The sequence below is a fragment of the Xanthobacter sp. DMC12 genome, assembly GCF_056314105.1.
In genome coordinates this window covers 332,238-353,671 of sequence record NZ_JBQUYZ010000004.1, presented here as the reverse complement: position 1 = coordinate 353,671, position 21,434 = coordinate 332,238, and the positions used below count along the sequence as shown (strand labels likewise).

The 21,434-nt window shown below is 66.7% G+C and carries 18 protein-coding genes; 14 read left to right on the top strand and 4 right to left on the bottom strand.

Annotation, left to right across the window (positions count from 1 at the left end; genetic code table 11):
* Positions 1-157: 157 nt before the first annotated feature.
* Positions 158-1,147: an aldo/keto reductase gene (locus ACT535_RS17155; RefSeq protein ID WP_476365345.1), complete on the bottom strand. Its 990-nt coding sequence runs from the start codon at positions 1,145-1,147 to the stop codon at positions 158-160.
* 106 nt (positions 1,148-1,253) lie between these two features.
* Positions 1,254-2,318 (bottom strand): 3-ketosteroid-9-alpha-monooxygenase, oxygenase component, encoded by a 1,065-nt coding sequence (locus tag ACT535_RS17150; RefSeq protein WP_476365344.1) that lies wholly within the window; start codon positions 2,316-2,318, stop codon positions 1,254-1,256.
* A gap of 346 nt (positions 2,319-2,664) precedes the next feature.
* On the opposite strand from ACT535_RS17150, the gene ACT535_RS17145 reads away from it, so the two are divergent.
* Positions 2,665-4,407: an FAD-binding protein gene (locus ACT535_RS17145; RefSeq protein ID WP_476365343.1), complete on the top strand. Its 1,743-nt coding sequence runs from the start codon at positions 2,665-2,667 to the stop codon at positions 4,405-4,407.
* Between the two features lie 147 nt (positions 4,408-4,554).
* On the opposite strand, the gene ACT535_RS17140 is transcribed toward ACT535_RS17145, so the two are convergent.
* Positions 4,555-5,352: an IclR family transcriptional regulator gene (locus ACT535_RS17140; protein ID WP_476365342.1), complete on the bottom strand. Its 798-nt coding sequence runs from the start codon at positions 5,350-5,352 to the stop codon at positions 4,555-4,557.
* 111 nt (positions 5,353-5,463) lie between these two features.
* Here ACT535_RS17140 and ACT535_RS17135 point away from each other — a divergent pair, with 111 nt between their 5' ends.
* The 6 genes from ACT535_RS17135 to ACT535_RS17110 all read left to right on the top strand — a co-directional run bounded on the left by ACT535_RS17135 (position 5,464) and on the right by ACT535_RS17110 (position 12,883).
* Complete coding sequence (locus ACT535_RS17135; RefSeq protein ID WP_210254556.1) at positions 5,464-6,273, top strand: enoyl-CoA hydratase; 810 nt, start codon at positions 5,464-5,466, stop codon at positions 6,271-6,273.
* Positions 6,270-8,450: an acetate--CoA ligase family protein gene (locus tag ACT535_RS17130; RefSeq protein ID WP_476365341.1), complete on the top strand. Its 2,181-nt coding sequence runs from the start codon at positions 6,270-6,272 to the stop codon at positions 8,448-8,450. Before ACT535_RS17135 ends, ACT535_RS17130 begins: the two co-directional genes overlap by 4 nt.
* On the top strand, positions 8,447-9,421 hold the full coding sequence (locus ACT535_RS17125; RefSeq protein WP_476365340.1) for a Bug family tripartite tricarboxylate transporter substrate binding protein: 975 nt from the start codon (positions 8,447-8,449) through the stop codon (positions 9,419-9,421). The genes ACT535_RS17130 and ACT535_RS17125 overlap by 4 nt, the downstream gene beginning before the upstream one ends.
* Before the next feature lie 3 nt (positions 9,422-9,424).
* Entirely contained in the window at positions 9,425-10,600 is a 1,176-nt protein-coding gene (locus ACT535_RS17120; protein WP_476365339.1) for an acyl-CoA dehydrogenase family protein, read from the top strand.
* A 63-nt stretch (positions 10,601-10,663) separates the two neighbouring features.
* A complete protein-coding gene (locus ACT535_RS17115) occupies positions 10,664-11,674 on the top strand; it encodes an acyl-CoA dehydrogenase family protein (protein ID WP_476365338.1) in 1,011 nt (336 codons plus the stop codon).
* A gap of 225 nt (positions 11,675-11,899) precedes the next feature.
* Positions 11,900-12,883 (top strand): ABC transporter substrate-binding protein, encoded by a 984-nt coding sequence (locus ACT535_RS17110; RefSeq protein ID WP_476365337.1) that lies wholly within the window; start codon positions 11,900-11,902, stop codon positions 12,881-12,883.
* Positions 12,884-12,941: 58 nt separating this feature from the next.
* Here ACT535_RS17110 and ACT535_RS17105 read toward each other — a convergent pair whose 3' ends face one another.
* Positions 12,942-13,919, bottom strand: a complete 978-nt coding sequence (locus ACT535_RS17105; RefSeq protein ID WP_476365455.1) for an IclR family transcriptional regulator — start codon at positions 13,917-13,919, stop codon at positions 12,942-12,944.
* 133 nt (positions 13,920-14,052) lie between these two features.
* Here ACT535_RS17105 and ACT535_RS17100 point away from each other — a divergent pair, with 133 nt between their 5' ends.
* The 7 genes from ACT535_RS17100 to ACT535_RS17070 all read left to right on the top strand — a co-directional run bounded on the left by ACT535_RS17100 (position 14,053) and on the right by ACT535_RS17070 (position 21,417).
* Positions 14,053-15,204, top strand: a complete 1,152-nt coding sequence (locus ACT535_RS17100) for an acyl-CoA dehydrogenase family protein (protein WP_476365336.1) — start codon at positions 14,053-14,055, stop codon at positions 15,202-15,204.
* Between the two features lie 10 nt (positions 15,205-15,214).
* Positions 15,215-16,318: an acyl-CoA dehydrogenase family protein gene (locus ACT535_RS17095; protein WP_476365335.1), complete on the top strand. Its 1,104-nt coding sequence runs from the start codon at positions 15,215-15,217 to the stop codon at positions 16,316-16,318.
* Complete coding sequence (locus tag ACT535_RS17090) at positions 16,318-17,541, top strand: CaiB/BaiF CoA transferase family protein (RefSeq protein ID WP_476365334.1); 1,224 nt, start codon at positions 16,318-16,320, stop codon at positions 17,539-17,541. Before ACT535_RS17095 ends, ACT535_RS17090 begins: the two co-directional genes overlap by 1 nt.
* Positions 17,538-18,314 carry an enoyl-CoA hydratase-related protein gene (locus tag ACT535_RS17085; RefSeq protein WP_168459401.1) on the top strand — a complete coding sequence of 259 codons (777 nt, stop codon included), beginning with the start codon at positions 17,538-17,540 and terminating at the stop codon, positions 18,312-18,314. Before ACT535_RS17090 ends, ACT535_RS17085 begins: the two co-directional genes overlap by 4 nt.
* Positions 18,315-18,399: 85 nt before the next feature.
* On the top strand, positions 18,400-19,197 hold the full coding sequence (locus ACT535_RS17080; protein WP_476365454.1) for an ABC transporter ATP-binding protein: 798 nt from the start codon (positions 18,400-18,402) through the stop codon (positions 19,195-19,197).
* Between the two features lie 28 nt (positions 19,198-19,225).
* Positions 19,226-20,122 carry an ABC transporter permease gene (locus ACT535_RS17075; RefSeq protein ID WP_168459403.1) on the top strand — a complete coding sequence of 299 codons (897 nt, stop codon included), beginning with the start codon at positions 19,226-19,228 and terminating at the stop codon, positions 20,120-20,122.
* Between the two features lie 212 nt (positions 20,123-20,334).
* Positions 20,335-21,417 (top strand): phosphotransferase family protein, encoded by a 1,083-nt coding sequence (locus ACT535_RS17070; protein WP_476365333.1) that lies wholly within the window; start codon positions 20,335-20,337, stop codon positions 21,415-21,417.
* Positions 21,418-21,434 lie beyond the last annotated feature (17 nt).

Here is a 21,434-nt window from a genome sequence, read left to right as displayed (position 1 = left end):
GGCTCCGGACACGGGACGGGACGTGTGGGACTAGGGCGGCAAGCGGTCGCCCGGCGGCTTGGATGTGGAACCTGTCGGTGCGGCACCGCTCCGCAGTGCGGCTGATGGGGGACCAGGCCGAGGCCGGCCCCCCATCGCGCAGCGCCGGCTCGCCCCCTCAGGCGCCGGCGCGCAGCAGGTCGAGTTCTCCGGCGGTGAGCGAGATGGCGGTGGCGGCGGCGCTTTCGGCGATCTGCTCCGGCCGGCTTGCGCCGATGATCGGAATGGTGAGGTGCGGCTGGGAGGTCATGTAGGTGAGCGCGACGTCGTTGAGGCTCGCGCCGCGCGCATTGGCCACCTGCTCCAGCGCGGCAAGGCGGTGCCGGTTGGTGTCGTTGACGTAGAGCGCCTTGAGATCGTCCGCCAGTCCGTCCTCGCCCAGCGCCTTCAGCTTGGTGAAGAAGCCCCGGCTCTGCGCGGAATAGGGGATCATGGTGAGGCCAGCAGCGTGCAGGGGGGCAAAGCCGTCCTCATAAAAGGGGCCGTAGCCCGCAGCCGGGGCCACGTCGCGATTGGGCGCCGCAAGGCCCCAGAAGGGTTGGCAGGCGACGAAGCCTTCGTGGCCGATCCCCTTCGCATAGGCCTGTGCTTCCGCGAGGCGCCCGGGTTGCCAGTTGGAGGCGCCGAAATGGCGGATCCGCCTGGCCTGCTGGTGCGCGATGAGGGCGTCGACCAGGGCACCCACGGGCTGGGTCTCGTCGTCGGCGTGCAGCCAGTAGAGGTCGATGGTGTCCACGCCCAGATGCTCGAGGCTTTCTGCGAGATCCTGTGCGATGTAGGCGGGCGTGACGCGCTTCTGGTAGTCCATCTTCTTCAGGTCGAAAAAGCCGCCCTTGGTCGCGATCACCATCTCGCCCCGCGGACGGCTCTTCAGCCAGGCACCGATGGCGCGCTCGCTGGCGCCATTGGGAGCGTCGGGAATCCAGTCGCCATAAGCCCTGGCCGTGTCGATGAAATTTCCACCCAGTGCGGTGAACTGGTCCAGCAACTCGTCGGCGCGGCCCTGGTCCACGGCGGTGCCGAACATGTTGGTGCCGAAGCACAGGCGGCTCACCGAAAGGGACGTGCCCGGCAAGGTCACCCGGGGCAGCGTGATTTTGGACAGCATGATCACCTCGAAAGCCAAAGGAGTGCGACGCCGCAGCGCGCGGGGCGAAGGCGGAAGGGGGCGGAGGACGGTCGAGACGTTCGGGAGTCGGCGCGGCGCCGCCCGGTCAGCTGGCGATCTGCCGTTCGGCCGGCATGCCGCGCACGCCATAGGTGCCGTTGGCCTGGGCCTGGATCTTCGCCGCCTCGGAACGGGGATTGTAGAACTGCCGGTACCAGAGACGTACGCGGGAGAAGGCGCCGTCGCCGGGCACCGCCAGCGGCTGGATGCAGGCGCGCTTGTTGGCCCACACCTCGAAATCCTGCGCCAGCGCTGCGAGGCTGCCGGCCTGCTGCGCACGTGCCATGGGGATGTCATCGTCGCCGGCCACCGGCTTGCCGGAATTCACCAGGAGGCCGTGCCAAGCCTTCAGTGAGCCGTCGTCCACCGGCGTGTGGGCGATGTACATGATCGCGCCGCCGCCGTTGAAATAGGACAGTAGGACGCCGGGTCCGGTGTAGAAGGTGTCGGTTTCCAGCATGAAGCCGGGCGCGAGGGCGCGGTGATAGGCGCCCTGGTATTGCCGGGCCTCGATTCCGTTGATGATGTTGTTGAAATATTCGGGGGGCCCGCCGTGTGTGGGGCCGAGATGGCTCACGTCGGCGATGTTGTCCACGATCTCCTGCGGGTGGCAGGGCAGTGTGCCGAGCTGGTCGATCTTCCAGTGCACATAGGCGGGGTTGTCCCACTCGGGAATGGCGGGCAGGTCGAAGTCGGGCACGCCGCCCTCGCTGTCGTGCCAGGCGAAGATGCAGCCGTAGCGCTCCTGCAGGGTCCAGGTGCGCAGGCGGGCAGCGGCGGGGATCGGGGCGGGCGAATAGGGGATCTGGTTGCACTTGCCGTCGGCACCGAAGCGCCAGGCGTGATAGGGGCAGCGGATCGACTCGCCCTCCACCTGGATCTTGTCCTGGATGACGTAAGAGGTGGTGTTCTTGGCAAGGTGGGCGCCCATGTGTGGGCAATAGGCATCCACCATATAGGCGCGCCCGCTGGCGCCCCGGTAGAGCACCAGGTCCTGCCCGAAATAGCGCACCGCGGAGGGGACCGAGGTGATCTCCTCCGCCTCCGCCACCATGAACCATCCGCGCGGATAGGTGAACGGACCAAGCCCGTAGTCTGCAGTGCCGGCCATGGCAGCCTCCCTTGTTGCTGCATTCCTGTTATAATTAAGTGAACACTTACCACGACGCGCAGCTGCGCGAAACACGAATTTTATGTTCCATGTCCCCTTATCTGCGTATTACAATGCGAAGGATATAAGATAAATTGCGGTTCATAGCGCGCTTTCATGCGGGGAATGCGTAGCTGTGGCGGGGCGGAGATGCGAGGGCTGGCGTCCGGTTGGTGTGGCGGGCAGGAGCGCGCAACGGCAGTCCCGCGCTCCCCGCGTCACACTGCCCGTTCCCTGTGACGCGCGCCGCCGCGGGTTCCGCGATGAGAAACAATCCCCGTGCAACCAATGAGCGAGAGGCGCGCGCGTGAGCAGGCCGGAGAAAGACCAGGAATTCGATGTCGTGGTGGTGGGTTCGGGCGCAGGCGGCTTGCTCGGGGCGATTAAGGCCGCCGATGCGGGCCTGAAGGCGATCGTCGTGGAGAAGGCCGCCCTGCTCGGCGGCACCACGGCCATTTCCGGCGGCGCCATCTGGGTGCCGTGCAATGACGACCAGGCGCGGGCCGGAACAAAGGACGACCTCGCCGATGCCTTCACCTATGTGAAGACATGCGCGCGCGGCCTTGCCAGCGACGAGCGCATCCTCGCTTACGTGGAAACGGCACGCCACTTGGCGCGCTATCTCGGCTCCATCGGTGTCGCCTACCGCTGCATGCCGCTCTACAGCGATTATTATCCCGGCCTGCCGGGCGCGCGGCCGGGCGGGCGCACCATGGATGCGGTGGATTATGACGCCGCGCTTCTGGGGCCGGAGCAGCTCGCCACCATGCGGCGGGCCAATCCCGGGCAGCTCATCCTCGGGCGGGTGGCCATGAGCGCGTTCGATGCGCATACCATCCTCTCGGGCGGACGGGGCTCGGTCAGCGTCGTGCTGAAGCACCTGCTCCGCTATTTCATGGACTACCCATGGCGCATGGTGAGCCGTATCGACCGCCGCATGACCGGCGGCCAGGCGCTGATCGCGGCGCTGCTGGATGTCGCCCGGCGCCGTAACGTAACCATCTGGACCGAGAGCCCGCTGACCGAGCTGATTACCGCCGAGGGGCGCGTCACCGGCATCGTGGTGGAGCGCTCGGGCCAGGCCTGCCGCATCGGCGCGCGCCGCGGCGTGCTCATTGCCGCTGGCGGTTTCGAGTGGAACCAGGAGATGCGCGACGCCTACCTGCCGAAGCCGACGCAGGCGCAATGGAGCGCGACCCCCGCAGGCGGCAACACCGGAGACGGCATCCGCGCCGGAGCGAAAGCCGGCGGTGCGCTGCGCATGATGGAGCAGTCCTGGGGCTGTCCCACCATCATCGTGCCGGGCGAGGACAAGGCGCGCGGCGTGTTCGTGGAGCGCGCCATGCCGGGGGCCATCGTGGTGAACCGTCGCGGCGAGCGCTTCGTCAACGAATCTGGGCCCTATCCGGAATTCCAGCAGGCCATGTATGCCAACCATGCCGCGACCGGGGGCGCGGTGCCGGCCTTCGTCATCTTCGATGCCGCCTTCCGGGCCCGCTACCCCATGGGACCGGTGATGCCCAAAAGCCTGATGCCGGATTCGAAGGTGCCGGCCGCTTGGTGGGACAAGGTGGTATGGAAGGCCGACACGCTGGAGGCCTTGGCCGGCAAGATCGGTGTGGACGCCGCCGGCCTCGCCCGCACCGCCGCGCGCTTCGCCGGCTTCGCCCGGACTGGCAAGGATGAGGACTTCGACCGCGGCGGCAACAGTTTCGATCGCTACTACAGCGACGTGAATATCCGTCCCAATCCCTCGCTGGCGCCGCTCGCGAAGGCGCCGTTCTATGCCATGCTGCTCTGGCCGGGGGAGATCGGCACCAAGGGCGGGCTGCTGACGGACCTCGATGCCCGCGTCCTCGACGCGCAGGGGCAGGCGATCCCGGGTCTCTATTGCGCGGGCAATGCCAGCGCTTCGGTGATGGGGCCGTCCTACCCCGGAGCGGGATCGACTCTGGGGCCGGCCATGACCTTCGCCTACCGCGCGGTGGCGGACATGAGCGGTGCGCCGATCGCACTGGAGCACCGGGACCTGCTTGGCGCGCAGTCCTGAGTCTTCGGGGCAGGGCGGTGGTCGCGTCTAAACTTCCGGTTCAAAGGTCCGGCATACGAGCTGCAGAGCGGGCTTGGGGAGAGCCTAACCTCGCGCTGCAGCCGCACGAGAACGTTTTAATGCGTCCGATCTGCTCCGCCAGAACCATCAAGTGGTGCGCGAGGGGAAGGTCTGTGCGAGGTGGATGGCGAGGCTCGCGGCCTCGCGCTCCAGCAGCGCTTCGAGGAATGCCTGGCGCTCGCCCACGATGCGTGCAGTGATGGAGGCGACGCTGATCCCGACATAGGGTGTTCCGTTGGGGTTTGGGATGGCGATGCCGATGCCGCTGACCCCAGGGGTGATGCGCTCGACGCTGTAGCCGAACCCGGTCTGGCGCGCCTCCTCCAGATTCTCGCGCACATTCTGCTCGGTGAGGCGGCCGTAACGCTTGAAGTCCGCCGCATTGCGCATGAGCGCCGCCTCGGCCTCGCCGGGGGGGAGCGCAGCCAGCAGCGCGATTCCGGTGGCGCCCACGCCCAGCGGGCGCCGGCCCCCGATGTCGATGGTCAACGCGCGGATGGCGTGGCTTGCCTCGATGCGGTCGATGCACACGCCGTCAATGCCGCTGCGCATGGTGAGGTAGATGGTGTCCTCCGTCTCGGCGGCAATCGTCTTGAGCGTGCCGCGGCACGCGGAGATGAGCGGAGTCGGGGAGGGGGCGAGGAGGCCGAGCTCGAACGCCAGCGGGCCCATGCGATAGCGCCGCGTCTGCGGCTCCTGCTCCAGCATGCCCTCGGCCACCAGCATCTTCAGCATACGGTGCGCAGTCGGGCGTGGCAGATCAGCGGAGGCCGCCAGCTCCGCCATGCTGACCCCCGCCGCCCCGCTGCGCGCGATGAGGCGCAGCAGAAGCATGGCTCGGCCCAGAGATTGAGCGCCTGAAAAGGGTGATTGCCGAGAGTCCATATTATGGAATCGCTTTCTGCGGTTTCAGCTCTGCTAGAAGTTGACTTGGTAGATTTACAGATAAAAAACTAAAGCCAATAGACAACGAAATTCCACTAAATGGAACGCCAAGTGAGCAGCTACAGCGATATCCTCTATGATGTGACCGGCCCCGTGGCGCGCATCGCCCACAACCGGCCCCAGCGGCGCAATGCCGAAAGCCGGAACCTTCTGGACGAACTCTCCGACGCTCTGGACCGGGCGGTGGCGGACCCCGCGGTGCGCGTGGTGGTCATCGCCGGCGAGGGCGATCATTTCTCGGCCGGCCACGATCTGAAGGAGGCGCAGGAGAGCCGCGCCCACTTTACCGTGGAGGAGCGCTGGGCCTACGAAGAACAGCGCTATTACGGCTATGCCCTGAAGATCTGGGACCTGCCGAAGCCCACCATCGCCGCGGTGCAGGGCGCCTGCGTCGCCGGCGCCTTCATGGTGGCCAACATGTGCGACCTGGTGGTTGCTTCCGACGACGCCTTCTTCGGCGATCCCGTGGCCCAGACGCTCGCCTGCGCTGCCGTGGAAGTGCTGATCCACCCTTGGGTCATGGGCACGCGCCGGGCCAAGGAGATGCTGTTCACCGGCGAGCGCATGTCCGCCGCGGAGGCGTATCGCATTGGCATGGTGAACCGGGTGGTGCCCCGCGCCGATCTGGAAGCCGAGGTGCAGGCGCTGGGCGAGAAGATCGCCACCGCCCAGCCATTTGCGCTGAAGATTCTCAAGCGCTCGTTGAACCGCACGCTCGACATGCAGGGGCTGCGCACCTCGCTGGAAGCCCATTTCGACACCCATCAGCTGAGCCACATGACGGAGGAGTTCAAGGCGATCCGCGACAAGGGCCTGTCGGCCGCCATCCAAAAGGGCGGTCGCGAGGGAGGACACAGGTGAGCCGCCTGTCGCCGCTCATCGCGCCGCGCTCCATCGCCATTCTCGGCGCCTCCGCGGATCCCGCCCGAGTGGGGGGCATGCCCCTCCAGTTGCTTATCCAGCATGGCTATAAAGGCGAGATCTACCCGATTAATCCAAAGTATTCGGAAATTTCGGGCCTCATCTGCTATCCGGATATTGAATCGCTGCCGGGCCCGGTGGATCTGCTGGCCATGGCTGTGGCGGCAAAGGACGTCGTGTCCCAGCTCCGGCGCGCTGCCGCCAAGGGCATTCGCTCCGCCGTGGTGTTCGCGTCCGGCTTCGCCGAGACGGGACTGGAGGACGGTCGGCGTCTTCAAGACGAGCTGGCGGCTTGCGCGCACGAGATCGGCATTCCTGTCGCGGGGCCCAATTGCATGGGTTTCGCCAATCTGGAAAGCCACGCCTATACCGCCTTCGCCTCGGTCTTTCGGGTCGTGGAGCCACCAAAGGAAAATCAGTCGGTGGCGCTCGTCACCCAGAGCGGCAATGTTTGCGCTTCCGTTTATGCGGCGGGACGCAAGCTCGGCGTCGGCTTCAATTGCGTCATCAATACCGGCAATGAGGCGGACGTCGAGTTCGCAGAATATCTCGAATACTTCGCCGCCGATCCGGGCACCCAGGCCATCGCCGGCTATGTGGAAGGCTTGCGCGATGGCCCGCGCTTCCGAAAGGTTGCGGCTGAGCTGCGTGACGCCGGACGTCCGCTGATGCTCATGAAGGTGGGCGATACCGCCAAGGGGGCGGAGGCGGCCGCGTCGCATACCGCATCCCTCGCCGGCAGCCAGGCGGTCTATCGTGCTGCCTTCGAAGAGCTGAACGTGATGTGGGCGGAGGACCTCTCTCACCTCGCCGACCTCGCCTATCTGTCCCGCTTCAAGGATCGGACAGCCGGGCGGCGGGTTGCCATCATCACCATGTCCGGCGCGCTCGGCGCGCTGCTGGCCGATAAGCTCACCCAGCGCGGAATTGAGGTTCCGAGCCTGTCCCCGGACGTCCAGAGGGTGCTGCGCGGCGGCATTCCGGACTACGGCATGGTGGCCAATCCGGTGGACGTGACCGGCAACGTGGTCAACCAGATGGGCTTCTTCCGCAATGCCCTGACGGCGCTCGCCGAAAGCGGCGACGTCGATTTCGTGCTCGTCTATGCGCCGGGGTATCTGCTCGACCGCATGGCGCCGGACATGATCGAGGTGGCGAAGGTCTCGCCCATGCTGATCGCTGCCGTGGATACGCTGGAGGCCACCTGCCGGGCCGCGCTCCAGGATGGCGGCATTCCCGTTTTCACCGATACTGCGCGCGCCGTTGCCGCACTCGCCGTCTTCGGCCAATGGAGCGAGCGGCGACGTGCCACGGGCGGGACGCGGGCACCGGTTCCGGCACCTGTGGTGCAGCCGGCTCCTGTGGTCCAGGCCCTGGCAGCTGGTCGGGCGACACTGACTGAAGTGGAAGGCAAGGCGCTTGTCGCGTCCTTCGGTGTGCCCGTGGTGGAGGAGCGCGTCGCCGCCACGGCTGCGGAGGCTTCCGCCGCCGCGGTGGCGCTCGGTTTTCCGGTGGTGCTGAAAGTGCTGAGCGCGGACATCGCCCACAAGTCCGAGGCCGGCGGCGTGCGTCTCGGCATCGCCAGCGGGACGGAGGCGGCCGCGGCCTTCGAGGACGTGATCGCCGCGGCCCGCCGCTTCGCACCCGGCGCGCGCATTGAAGGTGTCGTGCTGCAGCGGCAGGAGGCTTCCGGCGTGGAGGTGCTGGCAGGCATCACCCGCGATCCGGTATTCGGCCCAACACTGACACTGGGCCTCGGCGGCATCCTCACCGAGTTGCTGGGCGACGTCTCGCACGCGCTCCTGCCGGTGGATGCCGACCGGGCGCGGCAGATGCTGGAACGCCTGAAGGGCTTTCGCCTGCTCACCGGTTTTCGCGGCCGGCCGGCCTGCGACGTGGACGCCCTGTGCGCGGCCGTGGCCGCCCTGTCCGACGCCGCCGTCGCCTGTGGCGATTGCCTGATTGAATTGGAGGTCAATCCCTTCATCGTCCGGCCTGCGGGCCACGGTGTGGTCGCGGTGGACTGTCTCGTCGGTCTGACGCCGCCAAGCGATCCGCTGCGAGATCAAGAGGCCCCCCACGCGAAGGCGGGCATGTCCGGGAGGAATGTTGCATGAGGAAGACGATCGGCGCGCTCGCCGCGGCGGCGAGCCTGTGGTTCGCCGTGCCGTCCGCGGCGCAGGCGGAGGAATGGCCGAGCCGGCCCATCACGCTGGTGGTGGGATTTGCGGCCGGCGGCGCCAGTGACGGGCTCGCCCGGATTTTGGCGGAGCGCCTCCAGGAGGAGCTCAAGGTTCCCGTTCTGGTGGACAACAAGCCTGGCGCGGGGACCATGATCGCCACCAACTTCGTGGCCCGATCCGCGCCCGACGGATACACCTTCATGGTCGGCTCGTCTGGCCACACCATCAATCCGGCGGTGCAGAAGAGCATCCGCTATGACGCGCTGAAGGATTTCACCCCTGTCACGCTGGTGGCGTCCCTGCTGCACGTCCTCGTGGTGAAGAACGAGCTGCCGGTGAAGAACGTCGCCGAGCTGATCGCCCTCGCCAAGTCGAAGCCGGGCGAGATCACCTATGCCTCCGTGGGCGCCGGCACCTCGACCCACCTGGAAGCCGAGCTGTTCGCCGCCATGGCCGGGATTCAGCTCACCCACATCCCCTACAAGGGCAGCGCGCCGGCGCTTATCGATCTCACCGCCGGCCGGATCGACATGATGTTCGACGCCGTGGCCTCCTCGCTGCCGCTGGTGCAGGGCGGGAAGATCCGTGCGCTGGGCGTCGTGTCCGCCGAGCGTTCCGCGCTGATGCCGGACGTGCCCACCATCGCCGAAAGCGGCCTGCCGGGCTACGAGGCGATGCCCTGGCTCGGCATCCTCGGCCCAGCGAAGCTCGATCCGAATATCGTCGGGAAGCTTGACGCTGCGATCCAGAAGGCGATCTCCGAGCCCGCCGTGAGGGAGCGCTTCGCCAAGCTCGGAGCGGACGTAATCGGCTACGGGCCGCAGAAATTCTCCGCGTTCGTTGCCGCGGATCTGAAGAAGTGGGCGGACATCGCCCAACGCGCGCACATCCAGATCGGCGAATAGGCCATGCAGCTTTTCGAGGAAGCAGATGACGAGGCGTTCCGGCGCCTCGTTCGGGAGTGGCTGGCAGACAATCTCGCCATGGTGGCGGGGGGCTTTCCCGCGCCCGTCTCGCCTCACGACATGGCTTTCCGCAGAGCGTGGGAAGACCATCTGTGCGCATGCGGCTTCAGCGGCCTCACCTGGCCGAAGGCGGACGGCGGCCACGAGCTGCCGATGGGACGCATGGTCATCTGGCTGGAGGAATATGCCGGCTCAGGTGCTCCGCAGGGTGTGAACGTCATCGGCCACGGCATCCTCGGGCCGACTCTCCTGCACTTCGGCAGCGCCGAGCAGAAGGCGCGCTATCTTCCCGGCTTGCTCGCCAACCGGGAGATCTGGTGCCAGGGCTATTCCGAGCCCGGCGCCGGGTCTGACCTTGCCGCGCTGCGCACCCAGGCAGTGCGCGAGGGCGACCATTACGTGGTCAGCGGGCAGAAGATCTGGACCAGCTACGCCCATATCGCGGACTGGTGCTTCCTGCTCGCCCGTACCGACCCGTCGGTGCCCAAGCACAAGGGCATCAGCTTCTTGCTGGTGGACATGAAAAGCCCCGGCATCACGGTTCGCCCCATCCGCCAGATGAACGGCGAGCAGGAATTCAACGAGGTCTTCTTCGACGAAGTGAAAGTGCCGGTGGCGAACCGGGTGGGCGAAGAGAATGCCGGCTGGGCCATTGCCATGGCCGCCGCCAGCTTCGAGCGCGCCACCTATTTCATTCCGCGCCTCGTCCGCATGGAGGAGGAATTCCGGGATCTGCTCCAATTTGCCCGCGCGCCGCGTCCGGGCGCTGGCGTCCCCTTGGAGGATCCCGAAGTGCGCGGGCGGCTCGCAGGGGCCTATCTCGATGTGCACGTGCTGAAGCTGTTCGCGCGGCGGATGCTGGAAACCGCAGGCGGCACGCCGGGACCGGAAGGCTCCTATCTCAAGTTGTTCTGGAGCGAGAGCCATCAGCGGCTTCTCGACATCGCCATGGACGTTCTGGGGCCTTCTGCCCGCCTCGGCCCGCAGGAGCCTGCGGCAGCGGAGCGGCGTCACTGGCAACGGGACTATCTATGGTCACGCGCCGAGACAATCCTCGCCGGAACCTCGGAAATCCAGCGCAACATCATCGCCGAGCGGGTGCTCGGACTGCCTCGCTGATGGGCCAAGCCTGCCCCTGGCCGGTGGGCGCCAGCCCGGCCTCGTATTCCGGAGACGTGAAGCATGGACAATGAACTGAGGGACATACGCGATGCGGCCCGTCGCGCGCTTGCGGGTGCATTCACGCTCGAAGACCTGAAGGCCGTCGACACCGTGCCCGCGGACTTGGTGCTGAGGCTCTGGCAGGTGGCCATCGACGCAGGCTGGACCGGCCTGCTGGTGCCCGAGCATGCCGGTGGCGTGGGCCTGGGGATGGTCGCGGCCGTCGTGGTGGCCGAGGAACTGGGCGAGGCGCTCGCCCCCGGCGCATGGGCGGAGACGCTGGCGCTTGCGCCGTGCCTCGATCTCGGGTCTGACGCCCTCGCCGCCCTTGCCGAGGGTACAATGCGCGTGTCCGTCTCCTCCGCCCGAGGGATGTCGGCAGGCGCCGGCTCCGAGGGCCTCGTCGACCACGCCCGCACAGCAACCCACATCCTGGCCCTGGGTGGGGCGCGCGCGGATGACGGCGCGTTCGCACTCCTGTCTGCCGAGGAGGCCGAGGTGCTCGCGGATCATCAGCCCCTCGATCCCGGGACGCCCGTCTCGACCATGCGTTTCGCGCTTCCCGCCACGGAGGCGGCACCCGAATGGCGCGGCCGGGCCTGCGAAGCGTTCCGCCTCTTCACCGCCGCCGAACTGCTCGGCATCGCCCGCGGCGCGTTGTCCCGCTCTCTCGACCATGCTAGGACGCGGACCCAGTTTGGGGCCCCAATCGGCTCGTTCCAAGCCATCAAGCACCGTCTGGCCGACGTCGCCGTCGCGGTGGATTCGGCGGCGCTGGCGGTGAGCTTTGCCGCGCGCTCGTGGGATGAGGAGGTCGGAAGCGCAACCATCGACATCCTCGCAGCGTGGGAGCTTGCCACTGCTGCGGCGCGTGCCGCGACGGGCGCCGGCATTCAGATCCACGGAGCCATCGGCGTTTCCTGGGAACATGATCTGCATTTGTACCTGAAGCGAAGCCACGCGCTTGAGGCCCCATGGCGCATACGCTCCGCGCGGGGCGAGATCATCGAACGGCTGCTCGCGACGTGCTGATGGCCTGGATTGTGCGGCGCAACGTTTCAGCATGTTCGTGATATTCGCAGCCGATGGCCTGCCTCCCATTGCACTCCTCTCTCGCATAGTTGTTTGATGTTTTTGTTCGTGGATCTTCTGGATTTCATGAAATTCTGTACGAGGCGCCGAGATGCGGGCTCAGCCCGCCCAATGTTAGAGCGCCGTTCTCAGGGAGGAATATCTATGCGAGGGATGCGCTCTTGGGTGAGCTGTGCTCTGGCGGCAACCGTTCTGCTGGTCGCGTCGGCTGGAGCGCGTGCCGAGACGGCGTCGGTCAAGATCGGCCTTCAGTATGGCCTCGTCTACCTTCCCATCGTCGTTGCGGCCGAGGAGAAGTTCTTCGACAAGAATGCCAAGGCGCTGGGATTGCCGGGCCTCGATGTGTCCCTGAGCCGCATTTCCGGCTCCACGGGCATGAACGACGCGCTCTTGTCCGGCAGCATCGAGGCCGGCGCGCTCGGCTCGGCCGGCGCGTTGATCGCCTGGGACAAGACCCGCGGCAAGCAGCACATCAAGAGCCTCGCCGGTCTTTCGGTGGTGACCTACACCCTGTTCACCAATCGCCCCAACATCACATCCTTCAAGGATTTTACGCCCAACGACAAGATCGCGGTTCCGGCCTTCAACTCGCCCCAGGCGATCCTGTTGCGGGTGGCAGCGGAGCGCGATCTTGGCTCCCAGGACAAGGCCAACGCGCTGATGGCGCCGCTGCCCCATCCCGACGCGACCGCCGCGCTTCTAGCCGGTGATGCGCTCGGCGGCTATTTCGCGACGCCGCCCTTCTCCCAGATCGTTGCGCGTGACCCGAAGATCCGGAAGGTCCTGGTGTCCGCCAGCCTGTTCGGCGGCGAGGAGGCCACGGCGGCGACCCTGGCCGCGACGCAGTCTTTCGTGGATGCCAATCCCAAGGTGGCAGAGGCGTTGCTCCAGGGGCTTGCGGAAGCCTGCGCGCTCATCCGCAACGATCCGAAAAAGGCTGCAGAGATCTACCTCAAGTCGGAGCAGGTGCAGCTGTCCGCAGCCGAGGTCGTGAGCATCGCGACCGATGGCTCCATCGTCTACCAGGTTGAGCCGCAGGGCATGATGACTTACGCCAAGTATATGTTTGATCAGGGCCTTCTGAAGAAGATGCCCGAGAAGTGGCAGGATGTCTTCTTTCCCATGATCGGCAGCCGCAAGGGCAGCTGAGCCCCGCGGATCCCGTTAATCAGGCAGGACGACGGCGCCATCGGCGCCGTCGTTTGCGTCAATCGGCCTGCAGATAACGCTGGACGGCATCCGCCATGAGACCGACCAGTTCGGCCTCCCGCCGGGACTGATCCTCCAGCACGCCGGAAATGACGATCGCCATCGGGCGCCGCCGCCGGTCGATCCCCGCCGGCAAAGGCATGGCAATGGCACCGGCGCCGGGGGTCACCAGGGCGCGCGAGAAGAAATAGCCGTCGCTCCGTGCCCGGCGCACATGGGCGAGTGTCTCGCGCAGGTCGATGGGCGTGCGCCCTTCGGGCGCCTCCGCATTGGTCCGCGCGACCACAGCGCGGATCTCCTCGTCAGACGACTGTGTAAGCAGCGCGAACCCGCTGCCGGACCAGGCGAGCAGCCGGCGCGAACCCTGGGGCACGTGGTAGCGGATCGGCGTCAGGGCCTGGATGACGTGGATGTACTGCGAATAGATGCCATTGCGGACCGCGAGTATGACGGTGTCACGGCTCGCTTCCGACAATTCTTCCATCATGCGCAGCAGGCGCCCGTCCTGAACCGGGCCTTCCTTCATCCAGGTGCCGAGCAACGCCACCCGCGCCGTCGGCACGAAGGTGCGGCGGACCCGGTCGTAATCGAGATAGCCGAGTTGTGCCAGGCTCTTGAGCAGCGCCGAGGTTGACGACTGCGGGAGCTTCAGGTGCGCCGCGATCTCGGTCACCCGGGCGTCGCGCTGGACCTCGTCGAAATATTCCAGGATGCGCAGCACCCGCGCGGCGGACTTCACAACCGCGCTTTCCTTCATGTCGTCGACGGGGGGGACGACGCGCACAGCTTCCGCATCCAGCGGCGGCTCGGCGGTCACGGATCGTTGCGCTCTGGACACCGACAACCTCCTGGCTGGAGCGCCACCCGTGCGGAATCGGTTTTCCTGCCGGGTGGACACGCCGTCAAACTCAATAAAGACAACGCGACCCGCGATCAGGACGGTCCGTTGCCCCTCGGGACGGGGCTTCAATTCCATCACGGATATGATCTTTTCGCTACATATATGCAATCCTGTTGCGACGGCGGACCTTCCCGTGTCTCCTATGCCGAAGCAAGCACCCTTTGGCGACACGCGCGTCCAAATAGAAGGGGCACCAGGGGACGCCCAGATGAAGAGTTTTCGCTTCGATATCCCGCGATTCCCCGAAGAGGTGGAAGAACTCCGTCTCGAAGTGCGCGCGTTTCTGGCGCGGGAGCGCGCCGCGGATCGTTTCATTCCGCATCGCTCATCCTGGAGTTCGTTCGATCCCGACTTCAGCGGGCGTGCCGCAGAGGCGGGATATGTCGGCATGACCCTGCCGAAGGCTTACGGGGGCCGCGAACGTTCAAGCCTCGAGCGCTTCGTCGTGACGGAGGAGATGCTGGCGGCCGGAGCGCCCTGTGGCGCGCACTGGATTGCCGATCGCCAGTCGGGGCCGCAGATTCTGCGCCACGGCACGGAAGAGGCCAAGGCGCTCGTCATTCCGCGCATCTGCGCCGGCTCCTGTTATTTCGGCATCGGCATGAGCGAGCCGGATTCCGGTTCAGACCTCGCCGCCGTGCGCACGAAGGCGGTGCGCGCGGATGGCGGCTGGGTGCTCAATGGCCAGAAGATCTGGACCACGAATGCCCATCGCGTCCATTACCTGCTGGCCCTCGTGCGTACCGGGGAGCCGGGCGCGGACCGCCACGGCGGCCTGACGCAATTTCTGATCGACCTTGCCGCGCCGGGCATCGAGGTGCGCCCCATCCTCGACATTGCCGGCCACCACGAGTTCAACGAGGTGTTCTTCACGGAGCATTTCGTGCCCGATCGGTTCGTGGTCGGTGAGGTGGGCAACGGCTGGGACATGGTCACCCAGGAACTGGCCTTCGAGCGCTCCGGCCCCGACCGCTTCATGTCCGACTACCGGCTGCTGGCCGCGCTGGTGGATCGCGTCGGTATCGATCCCGGGCCACGGGAGGCGGTGGAGACCGGACGCCTTGTGGCCCACATGGCGGCTTTGATGGCCATGTCCGGCTCGGTCGCCGGGCTGCTGGGGGCCGGCGAGATCCCTAATGTGGAGGCGGCGCTGGTAAAGGACGTGGGCACGGCCTTCGAGCGCGACATTCCCGAGGTCGCGCGCCGTCTCGTGCCGGTCGAGGCGAGCCTCGACACGACGGACGACCCGTATGGCGAGGCGCTCGCCGATGTGATCCTGCGCGCGCCGTCCTTCACCCTGCGCGGCGGCACACGCGAAATCCTGCGCAGCATGATCGCGCGCGGCCTGGGCCTGCGTTGAGGTTTTCCAAATGCTTCATACCCAAACTCACGCGCCCCATACCGAGGCGCCAGCGGCCGACGATTTCGCCGCCATCCTGGTGGAGCAGACGGATCGCCTGCTGACGCGGGAGGTCACCGCCGCCTGTCTGCGTGAGGCCGACGCGGGAGCCTTCCCCGCCGCGGCCTGGCAGGCGGTCTCCGATGCGGGCCTGCCCCACGCGCTGGTGCCAGAAGAGGACGGAGGCGTGGGCCTCGATGCCCCGGCTGCGGCCCGCATCCTGCGGCGCGCAGGCTTCCACTCTCTGCCGGCGCCGCTGGGCGAAGACATGATGGCGCGGGCGCTTTGGTCGGCTGCGGGCGGCGCGCCCGTGGATGGGCTGGTGACCTTCGCGGGCGGCCTGTGGCCGGCGGCCCGGCTCTGCGCAGCGCCGCTGCCGGCGGTGCCGTGGGCCGGCGTCGCCGACCACGTACTGGTGGCGCTATCGGACGATGCTGGCGAGCGCCTGATATTGCTGCCGCGCGATGCCTATGCCGTGGAGACACGCCGCAACCTGGCTGGTGAGCCACGCGATGCCCTGTCCATCGCCGGCGAGGATCTGGGACGGCATCCCTCGCGACCCTGGTCGTCGGCGGCGGGGGCGGACGGGCTGTCCGCCTATGGCGCCTTCGTGAGAGCGCAACAAATGGCGGGCGCGATGGAGCGCTGCCTCGGCCTCGCCGTTGCCTATGCCAATGAGCGCAAGCAGTTCGGCAAGCCCATTGGTCGCTTCCAGGCGGTCCAGCACATGCTGGCCGTGGCGGCGGGCGAGAGCGCGGCCGCTGCGGCGGCGGCCGAGGTCGCGGCCGCAGCCTTCGGGACGTCGCATTTCGCCGTCGCAGTTGCTGTGGCCAAGGCGCGTTGCGGCGAGGCTGCGGGCAAGGTGGCGGAGATCTGCCATCAGGTGCATGGGGCCATGGGCTTCACCCGCGAGCACACCCTACATGTCTTCACCCGTCGCCTTTGGGCATGGCGGGACGAGTTCGGCAACGAAACCCTGTGGCAGGAGCGGATCGGCCGGGCGGTCTGCGCGGAGGGTGGTGAAGCGCTGTGGCCACGGCTGGTCGCGCTGCGGACCGCAGGGGGATTTGCGTGATGCCATCGGACCGGCGCGGAGGGCCCCTCAATGGGGTCCGGGTGATCGACCTCACCAACGTCATCATGGGTCCGTTCGCCACCCATATCCTCGCCGACCTCGGCGCGGACGTGGTCAAGGTGGAGGCGCCGGACGGCGATAGCTTTCGTGGCTATTTGCCGGCGCGGCACGCGGGCATGGCGGGCAACTTCCTCCACCTCAACAGGAACAAGCGCTCCATCGTGCTCGACCTGAAACGGGCGGAGGCGCGCTCGGCTTTGGATCGCCTCATTGCCGGCGCCGACGTGTTCGTCCACGCCATGCGCCCTGCCGCGGCGGAGCGACTGGGCTATCCCTACGAGCGCGTGCGCGGCCTCAATGCCGGCATCGTCTATTGCGGTGCATATGGCTTCGGTGCCGGCGGCCGCTACGCCGACAAGGCGGCCTATGACGACATCATCCAGGCCGGCTCGGGGCTTTCGGCACTCCAGGAAGCCATGCACGGCGCGCCGGGCTATCTGCCCACGGTCCTGTGCGACAAGATTGCCGGGCAGGCTATTGCCTATGCCATTCTGGCGGCGCTGTTCCAGCGGGCCTCAGGCGGCGGCGGGCAGGCCGTCGAGGTGCCCATGTTCGAGACCATGGTGGAGTTCAACCTGGTCGAGCACATGATGGGCGCCACTTTCGTCCCGCCGCTTGGGTCTCCGGGCTTCAACCGGGTGATCTCGCCGCGCCGCAAGCCCTATGCGACCAGAGACGGCTACGCCTGTATCCTGCCTTATTCGGACCGGAACTGGCACGACTTCTTCGACTTCACCGGGCGCACCGAATTCAAGAGCGATCCGCGCTTCGCGCGGCTGGGCGTGCGTGTGCAGAACATCGATGTGCTCTACGCTCTCGTCGAAGAGGAAGCGAAGACGCGCAGCACCGCCGAATGGGCCGCCTTTTGCGATCGCGTCTCCATTCCCTTCATGCCGGTCAACGCGCTCGATGACCTGTTTGAGGACCCCCATCTTCAGGACGTGGGCTTCTTCTCCACCACCGAGCACCCGAGCGAAGGACCGTATCGCACGCAGCGCCGGCCGGTCTCCTTCAGCGCGGCGCCCTTTGAGATCCGCCACCACGCACCCCGCCTCGGCGAACAGACGCGCGAGATCCTCGCCGAAGCCGGGTTGTCCGAGACCGATATCCTCGCCCTGACGGGCGATCCTGACACGACCGCATCCATGGAGCAGATTTCGTGAGCGAGCACCTGAAGTTCAGCGTCGAGGACGGCGTCGGCACCATCCTGCTCGATCGGCCCGAGCGCATGAACGCCTTCACCTTCGAGATGATCGCAGCCTGGACCGAGGCGCTGCAGCGTTGCCGGACCGATCCCGCGGTGAAGGTGGTGGTGGTGACGGGTGCCGGGGAGGCCTTCTGCTCGGGCGGCGACATCGTCGAGATGGGTGACCGGCTGGGTCAGAAGCCGGCGCAGCGCAAGGCGGAGCTGTTCGAGAAGATCCAGCGCATCCCGCTCACCCTGGAGGACATCGACAAGCCCGTGATCGCCGCCCTCAACGGTGTGGCCACCGGCGCGGGGCTCGACCTCGCCCTCATGTGCGACCTGCGCTACGCGGCGCGGAGCGCGCGTTTTGCCGAGACCTACATGAAGGTGGGGCTCGTTCCCGGCGCCGGCGGCGCGCATTTCCTGCCGCGGCTCGTGGGGGCCTCGAAAGCACTGGAGCTTTTCCTCACCGGCGATTTCGTCGATGCCGAAGAGGCCCAGCGCATCGGCATGGTCAACAAGGTGTTCGATGCGGACAAGCTGATGGACGAGGTGACGGCCATCGCCCGCCGCATCGCCCGGGCTCCCGAGCTGCCGGTGCGATTCATCAAGCGTGCCATTTATCAGGGGCTGCGCAACGACCTGAGGACCAGCCTGGACCTCATCTCGTCCCATTACGCGGTGGTGACGTCCACCGATGAGCACAAGGCCGCGGTCGAGCGCTTCATCGCTGGACGCGGCAAGGGTTGATGGCGCGCGGCCCATACCGCGCATGCGCCTGGAAGCGCCCGAAAGAGGCGCTCTGGCAGAAAAATAGGGGAGGATCATGAGCCATATGCCAGCACTTTCGCAGATGCAGGCAACACTCGCGCCGCTCTTGGAAGTGGATGGGGTGACGCTGCAGTACAAAACCAGGGATCATTTGGTCACGGCCACGTCCGACGTGAGCTTCGCCATCTATCCCGGCGACCGTTTCGTGCTGCTCGGGCCTTCCGGCTGCGGAAAGTCCACCCTTTTGAAGGCCATCGCCGGCTTCATCCGTCCCGTCCGCGGCCAGCTGCGACTGAAAGGCGAGGCCATCACGCGGCCGGGCCCGGACCGGATGATGGTGTTCCAGGAGTTCGACCAGCTCATGCCCTGGAAGACGGTGCGCCAGAACGTGGCTTTCCCCCTGCGCTGCAATGGTGTGTCAGCCGACGAGGCGGACGCGCGGGCTGTCGATGTGCTCCAGAAGGTGAACTTGTCGAAGTTCCTGGATGCATATCCCCACATGCTGTCCGGCGGCATGAAGCAGCGCGTGGCCATCGCCCGCGCCATGGGGATGCGTCCTGACGTTTTGCTGATGGACGAGCCCTATGCCGCCCTTGATGCGCTCACCCGGCGCAAGATGCAGCAGGAACTCCTCGACCTGTGGGACGATGTGCGCTTCACCGTGGTGTTCGTCACCCACTCCATCGAGGAGGCGGTGCTGATCGGCAACCGCATCCTCGTGCTGTCGCCGCATCCCGGCCAGGTGAAGGCCGAGCTCAATTCCCACCATTTCGACGCCTCGCACCAGGGGGGCGCCGAGTTCCAGACCCTGTGCGGACGCATCCACCACATGCTGTTCGACGACGCTCAGCCGGTCCACTGAGCCGCGGTGCCGGGAGATGAGACACGCCATGACCCAAGCTGCGGCCCGCGTCGCCCCCAAGCTCGAGCCGGTAGTCCGGCCCGAGTATGTCAACGATACCCTGCCGCCGGTGGTTACGGGCGCGGTGGAAGCGCCCCTGCCGTTGGTGCAGCGGCTTCTCGCCCATGCCTTCGTGCGCCGGTTCCTGATCCTCATCGCCATTGCTGTAGTGTGGGAGGTCTATGCGCGGTGGCTCGACAACCCGCTCACCTTCCCGAGCTTCTCGGAAACGATGGGCGCACTTTGGGACAACACCGTCAACGGCATCATTCCGCAGCGGCTGATGGTGAGCCTCCGGGTGCTGGCCATGGGCTACGGCATCGGCATCGTGCTGGCGGGGCTGTTCACGACCCTCGCGGTCTCGACGCGGTTCGGCACCGACCTCCTGTCGACGCTGACCGCCATGTTCAATCCCATGCCGGCCATCGCGCTGCTGCCCCTGGCGCTGTTGTGGTTCGGCCTCGGTGTGCCAAGCCTCGTGTTCGTCATCGTCCATTCGGTGCTGTGGGCGGTCGCTCTCAACGCCCATTCCGGCTTCCTGGCGGTCTCGGAGACCCAGCGGATGGCCGGCCAGACGTTCGGGCTCAAGGGAATGCGTTTCGTGTCCCTTATTCTCATTCCAGCGGCATTTCCCTCGATCCTGTCGGGACTCAAGATCGGCTGGGCCTTCGCGTGGCGCACGCTCATCGCGGCGGAGCTGGTGTTTGGCGTGTCGGCGGGGCAGGGCGGACTCGGCTGGTTCATCTTCGAGAACCGCAACCTGCTGGAGACGGCGGGCGTGTTTGCCGGGCTGGTGACGGTGATGCTGGTCGGCCTGTTCGTCGAGGGGGTGATCTTCCAAACCATCGAACGCTACACCGTGCGGCGCTGGGGTATGCAACGCTGATCGGCGGTCCCTCGCGCGGGGCTCGATCAGGCTCTCCCGCAATCGCTTCTTCCGAGGCCCCGCAGCCCAGCACTGCGGGGCTTTTTCTTTGGATCGGAGGACGGGATCTTTTTCTGTTTCCTGCTCTCACGGCGATTGACAGCGCACCCGTGAATGGCTTTATTTGTCGGACAATCGAATAATCCGGTGAATAATGCGCCGGTAGGAGAGCCGTGTTGCAGGAGAGCGTCGCAATCCCGCCCGAGGTCATCGTGCCGCATGCCGCGGGCTTCGATCCGGCCCGGCTCGAAGCCTTCCTGCGCGGGCGTCTCCCGCCGGAGGGGCCCGGCTTCGGTATGGAGGCGGTGGGTGGCGGCCAATCCAATCCGACCTTTTTCCTGACTTTGGGTGAGCGGCGCCTGGTTTTGCGCAAGCGGCCGCCCGGGCCTTTGCTGCCTTCCGCCCATGCCATCGATCGCGAATTTCGCGTGCAGAGCGCGCTGAAGGGGACGGGGGTGCCGGTGCCGGAACCGCTGCTCTATTGCGCCGATGAGAGCGTGGTGGGCACGGCCTTCTACGTGATGGAGCGGGTGGACGGCCGCATCTTCCACGACAGCGCGCTTCCGGGTGTCAGCCATGCCGAGCGCGCGGCGATGTATGACAGCCTTGCCGACGTGCTCGGGCGGCTTCATCGCGTGGACTACCGGGATGTCGGCCTGGAGGGCTATGGGCGTGACGGCGACTATTTCGCGCGCCAGATCAGCCGTTGGACGCGGCAGTGGGAAATGTCCCGCACCCGCGACCTACCCGACGTCGACGTCCTCATCACCTGGCTCGCTGCGCACGTGAACAGGCCATCGGAGGAAGCGGCGCGCACCGGTATCGTCCATGGCGATTTCCGGTTCGGCAATGTCATCTTCCATCCCGCCGAGCCGCGCATCGTTGCGGTGTTGGACTGGGAACTGTCCACCCTCGGCCATCCACTGGCGGACCTTGCCCATACCTGCGTCTACAGCTGGCTGTTCAAGCCAGACGAGTATGGCGGCGGTGTCATGGGGCTGGACCTTGCCGCCCTTGGGATTCCAAGCCTCGACGCCTTCGTTGCCCGCTATGGAGCCGCCACGGGGAGCGAGGTGCGGCTCGATCCGTTCCACCTCGCCTTTGCGCTGTTCCGCAACGCCGTCATTTTCGAGGGCATCGCGGCGCGGGCGCGGGGTGGAAACGCATCCGCCGCCAATGCGCGGGAGATCGGGGCGCTGGCGCCGGTCTTCGCGCGGCGAGCGGTCGAAATCATCGAAGGCAGATGCCTCGTCTGACACCGTCGGGAGGACGG

Excerpts from the sequence above, each read along its gene's own strand:
- ACT535_RS17155 (WP_476365345.1), bottom strand. The coding sequence starts at position 1,147 with ATGCTGTCCAAAATCACGCTGCCCCGGGTGACCTTGCCGGGCACGTCC.
- ACT535_RS17150 (WP_476365344.1), bottom strand. The coding sequence starts at position 2,318 with ATGGCCGGCACTGCAGACTACGGGCTTGGTCCGTTCACCTATCCGCGC.
- ACT535_RS17140 (WP_476365342.1), bottom strand. The coding sequence starts at position 5,352 with ATGGACTCTCGGCAATCACCCTTTTCAGGCGCTCAATCTCTGGGCCGA.
- ACT535_RS17125 (WP_476365340.1), top strand. The coding sequence starts at position 8,447 with ATGAGGAAGACGATCGGCGCGCTCGCCGCGGCGGCGAGCCTGTGGTTC.
- ACT535_RS17120 (WP_476365339.1), top strand. The coding sequence starts at position 9,425 with ATGCAGCTTTTCGAGGAAGCAGATGACGAGGCGTTCCGGCGCCTCGTT.
- ACT535_RS17115 (WP_476365338.1), top strand. The coding sequence starts at position 10,664 with ATGGACAATGAACTGAGGGACATACGCGATGCGGCCCGTCGCGCGCTT.
- ACT535_RS17105 (WP_476365455.1), bottom strand. The coding sequence starts at position 13,919 with ATGGAATTGAAGCCCCGTCCCGAGGGGCAACGGACCGTCCTGATCGCG.
- ACT535_RS17100 (WP_476365336.1), top strand. The coding sequence starts at position 14,053 with ATGAAGAGTTTTCGCTTCGATATCCCGCGATTCCCCGAAGAGGTGGAA.
- ACT535_RS17095 (WP_476365335.1), top strand. The coding sequence starts at position 15,215 with ATGCTTCATACCCAAACTCACGCGCCCCATACCGAGGCGCCAGCGGCC.
- ACT535_RS17090 (WP_476365334.1), top strand. The coding sequence starts at position 16,318 with ATGCCATCGGACCGGCGCGGAGGGCCCCTCAATGGGGTCCGGGTGATC.
- ACT535_RS17080 (WP_476365454.1), top strand. The coding sequence starts at position 18,400 with ATGCCAGCACTTTCGCAGATGCAGGCAACACTCGCGCCGCTCTTGGAA.
- ACT535_RS17075 (WP_168459403.1), top strand. The coding sequence starts at position 19,226 with ATGACCCAAGCTGCGGCCCGCGTCGCCCCCAAGCTCGAGCCGGTAGTC.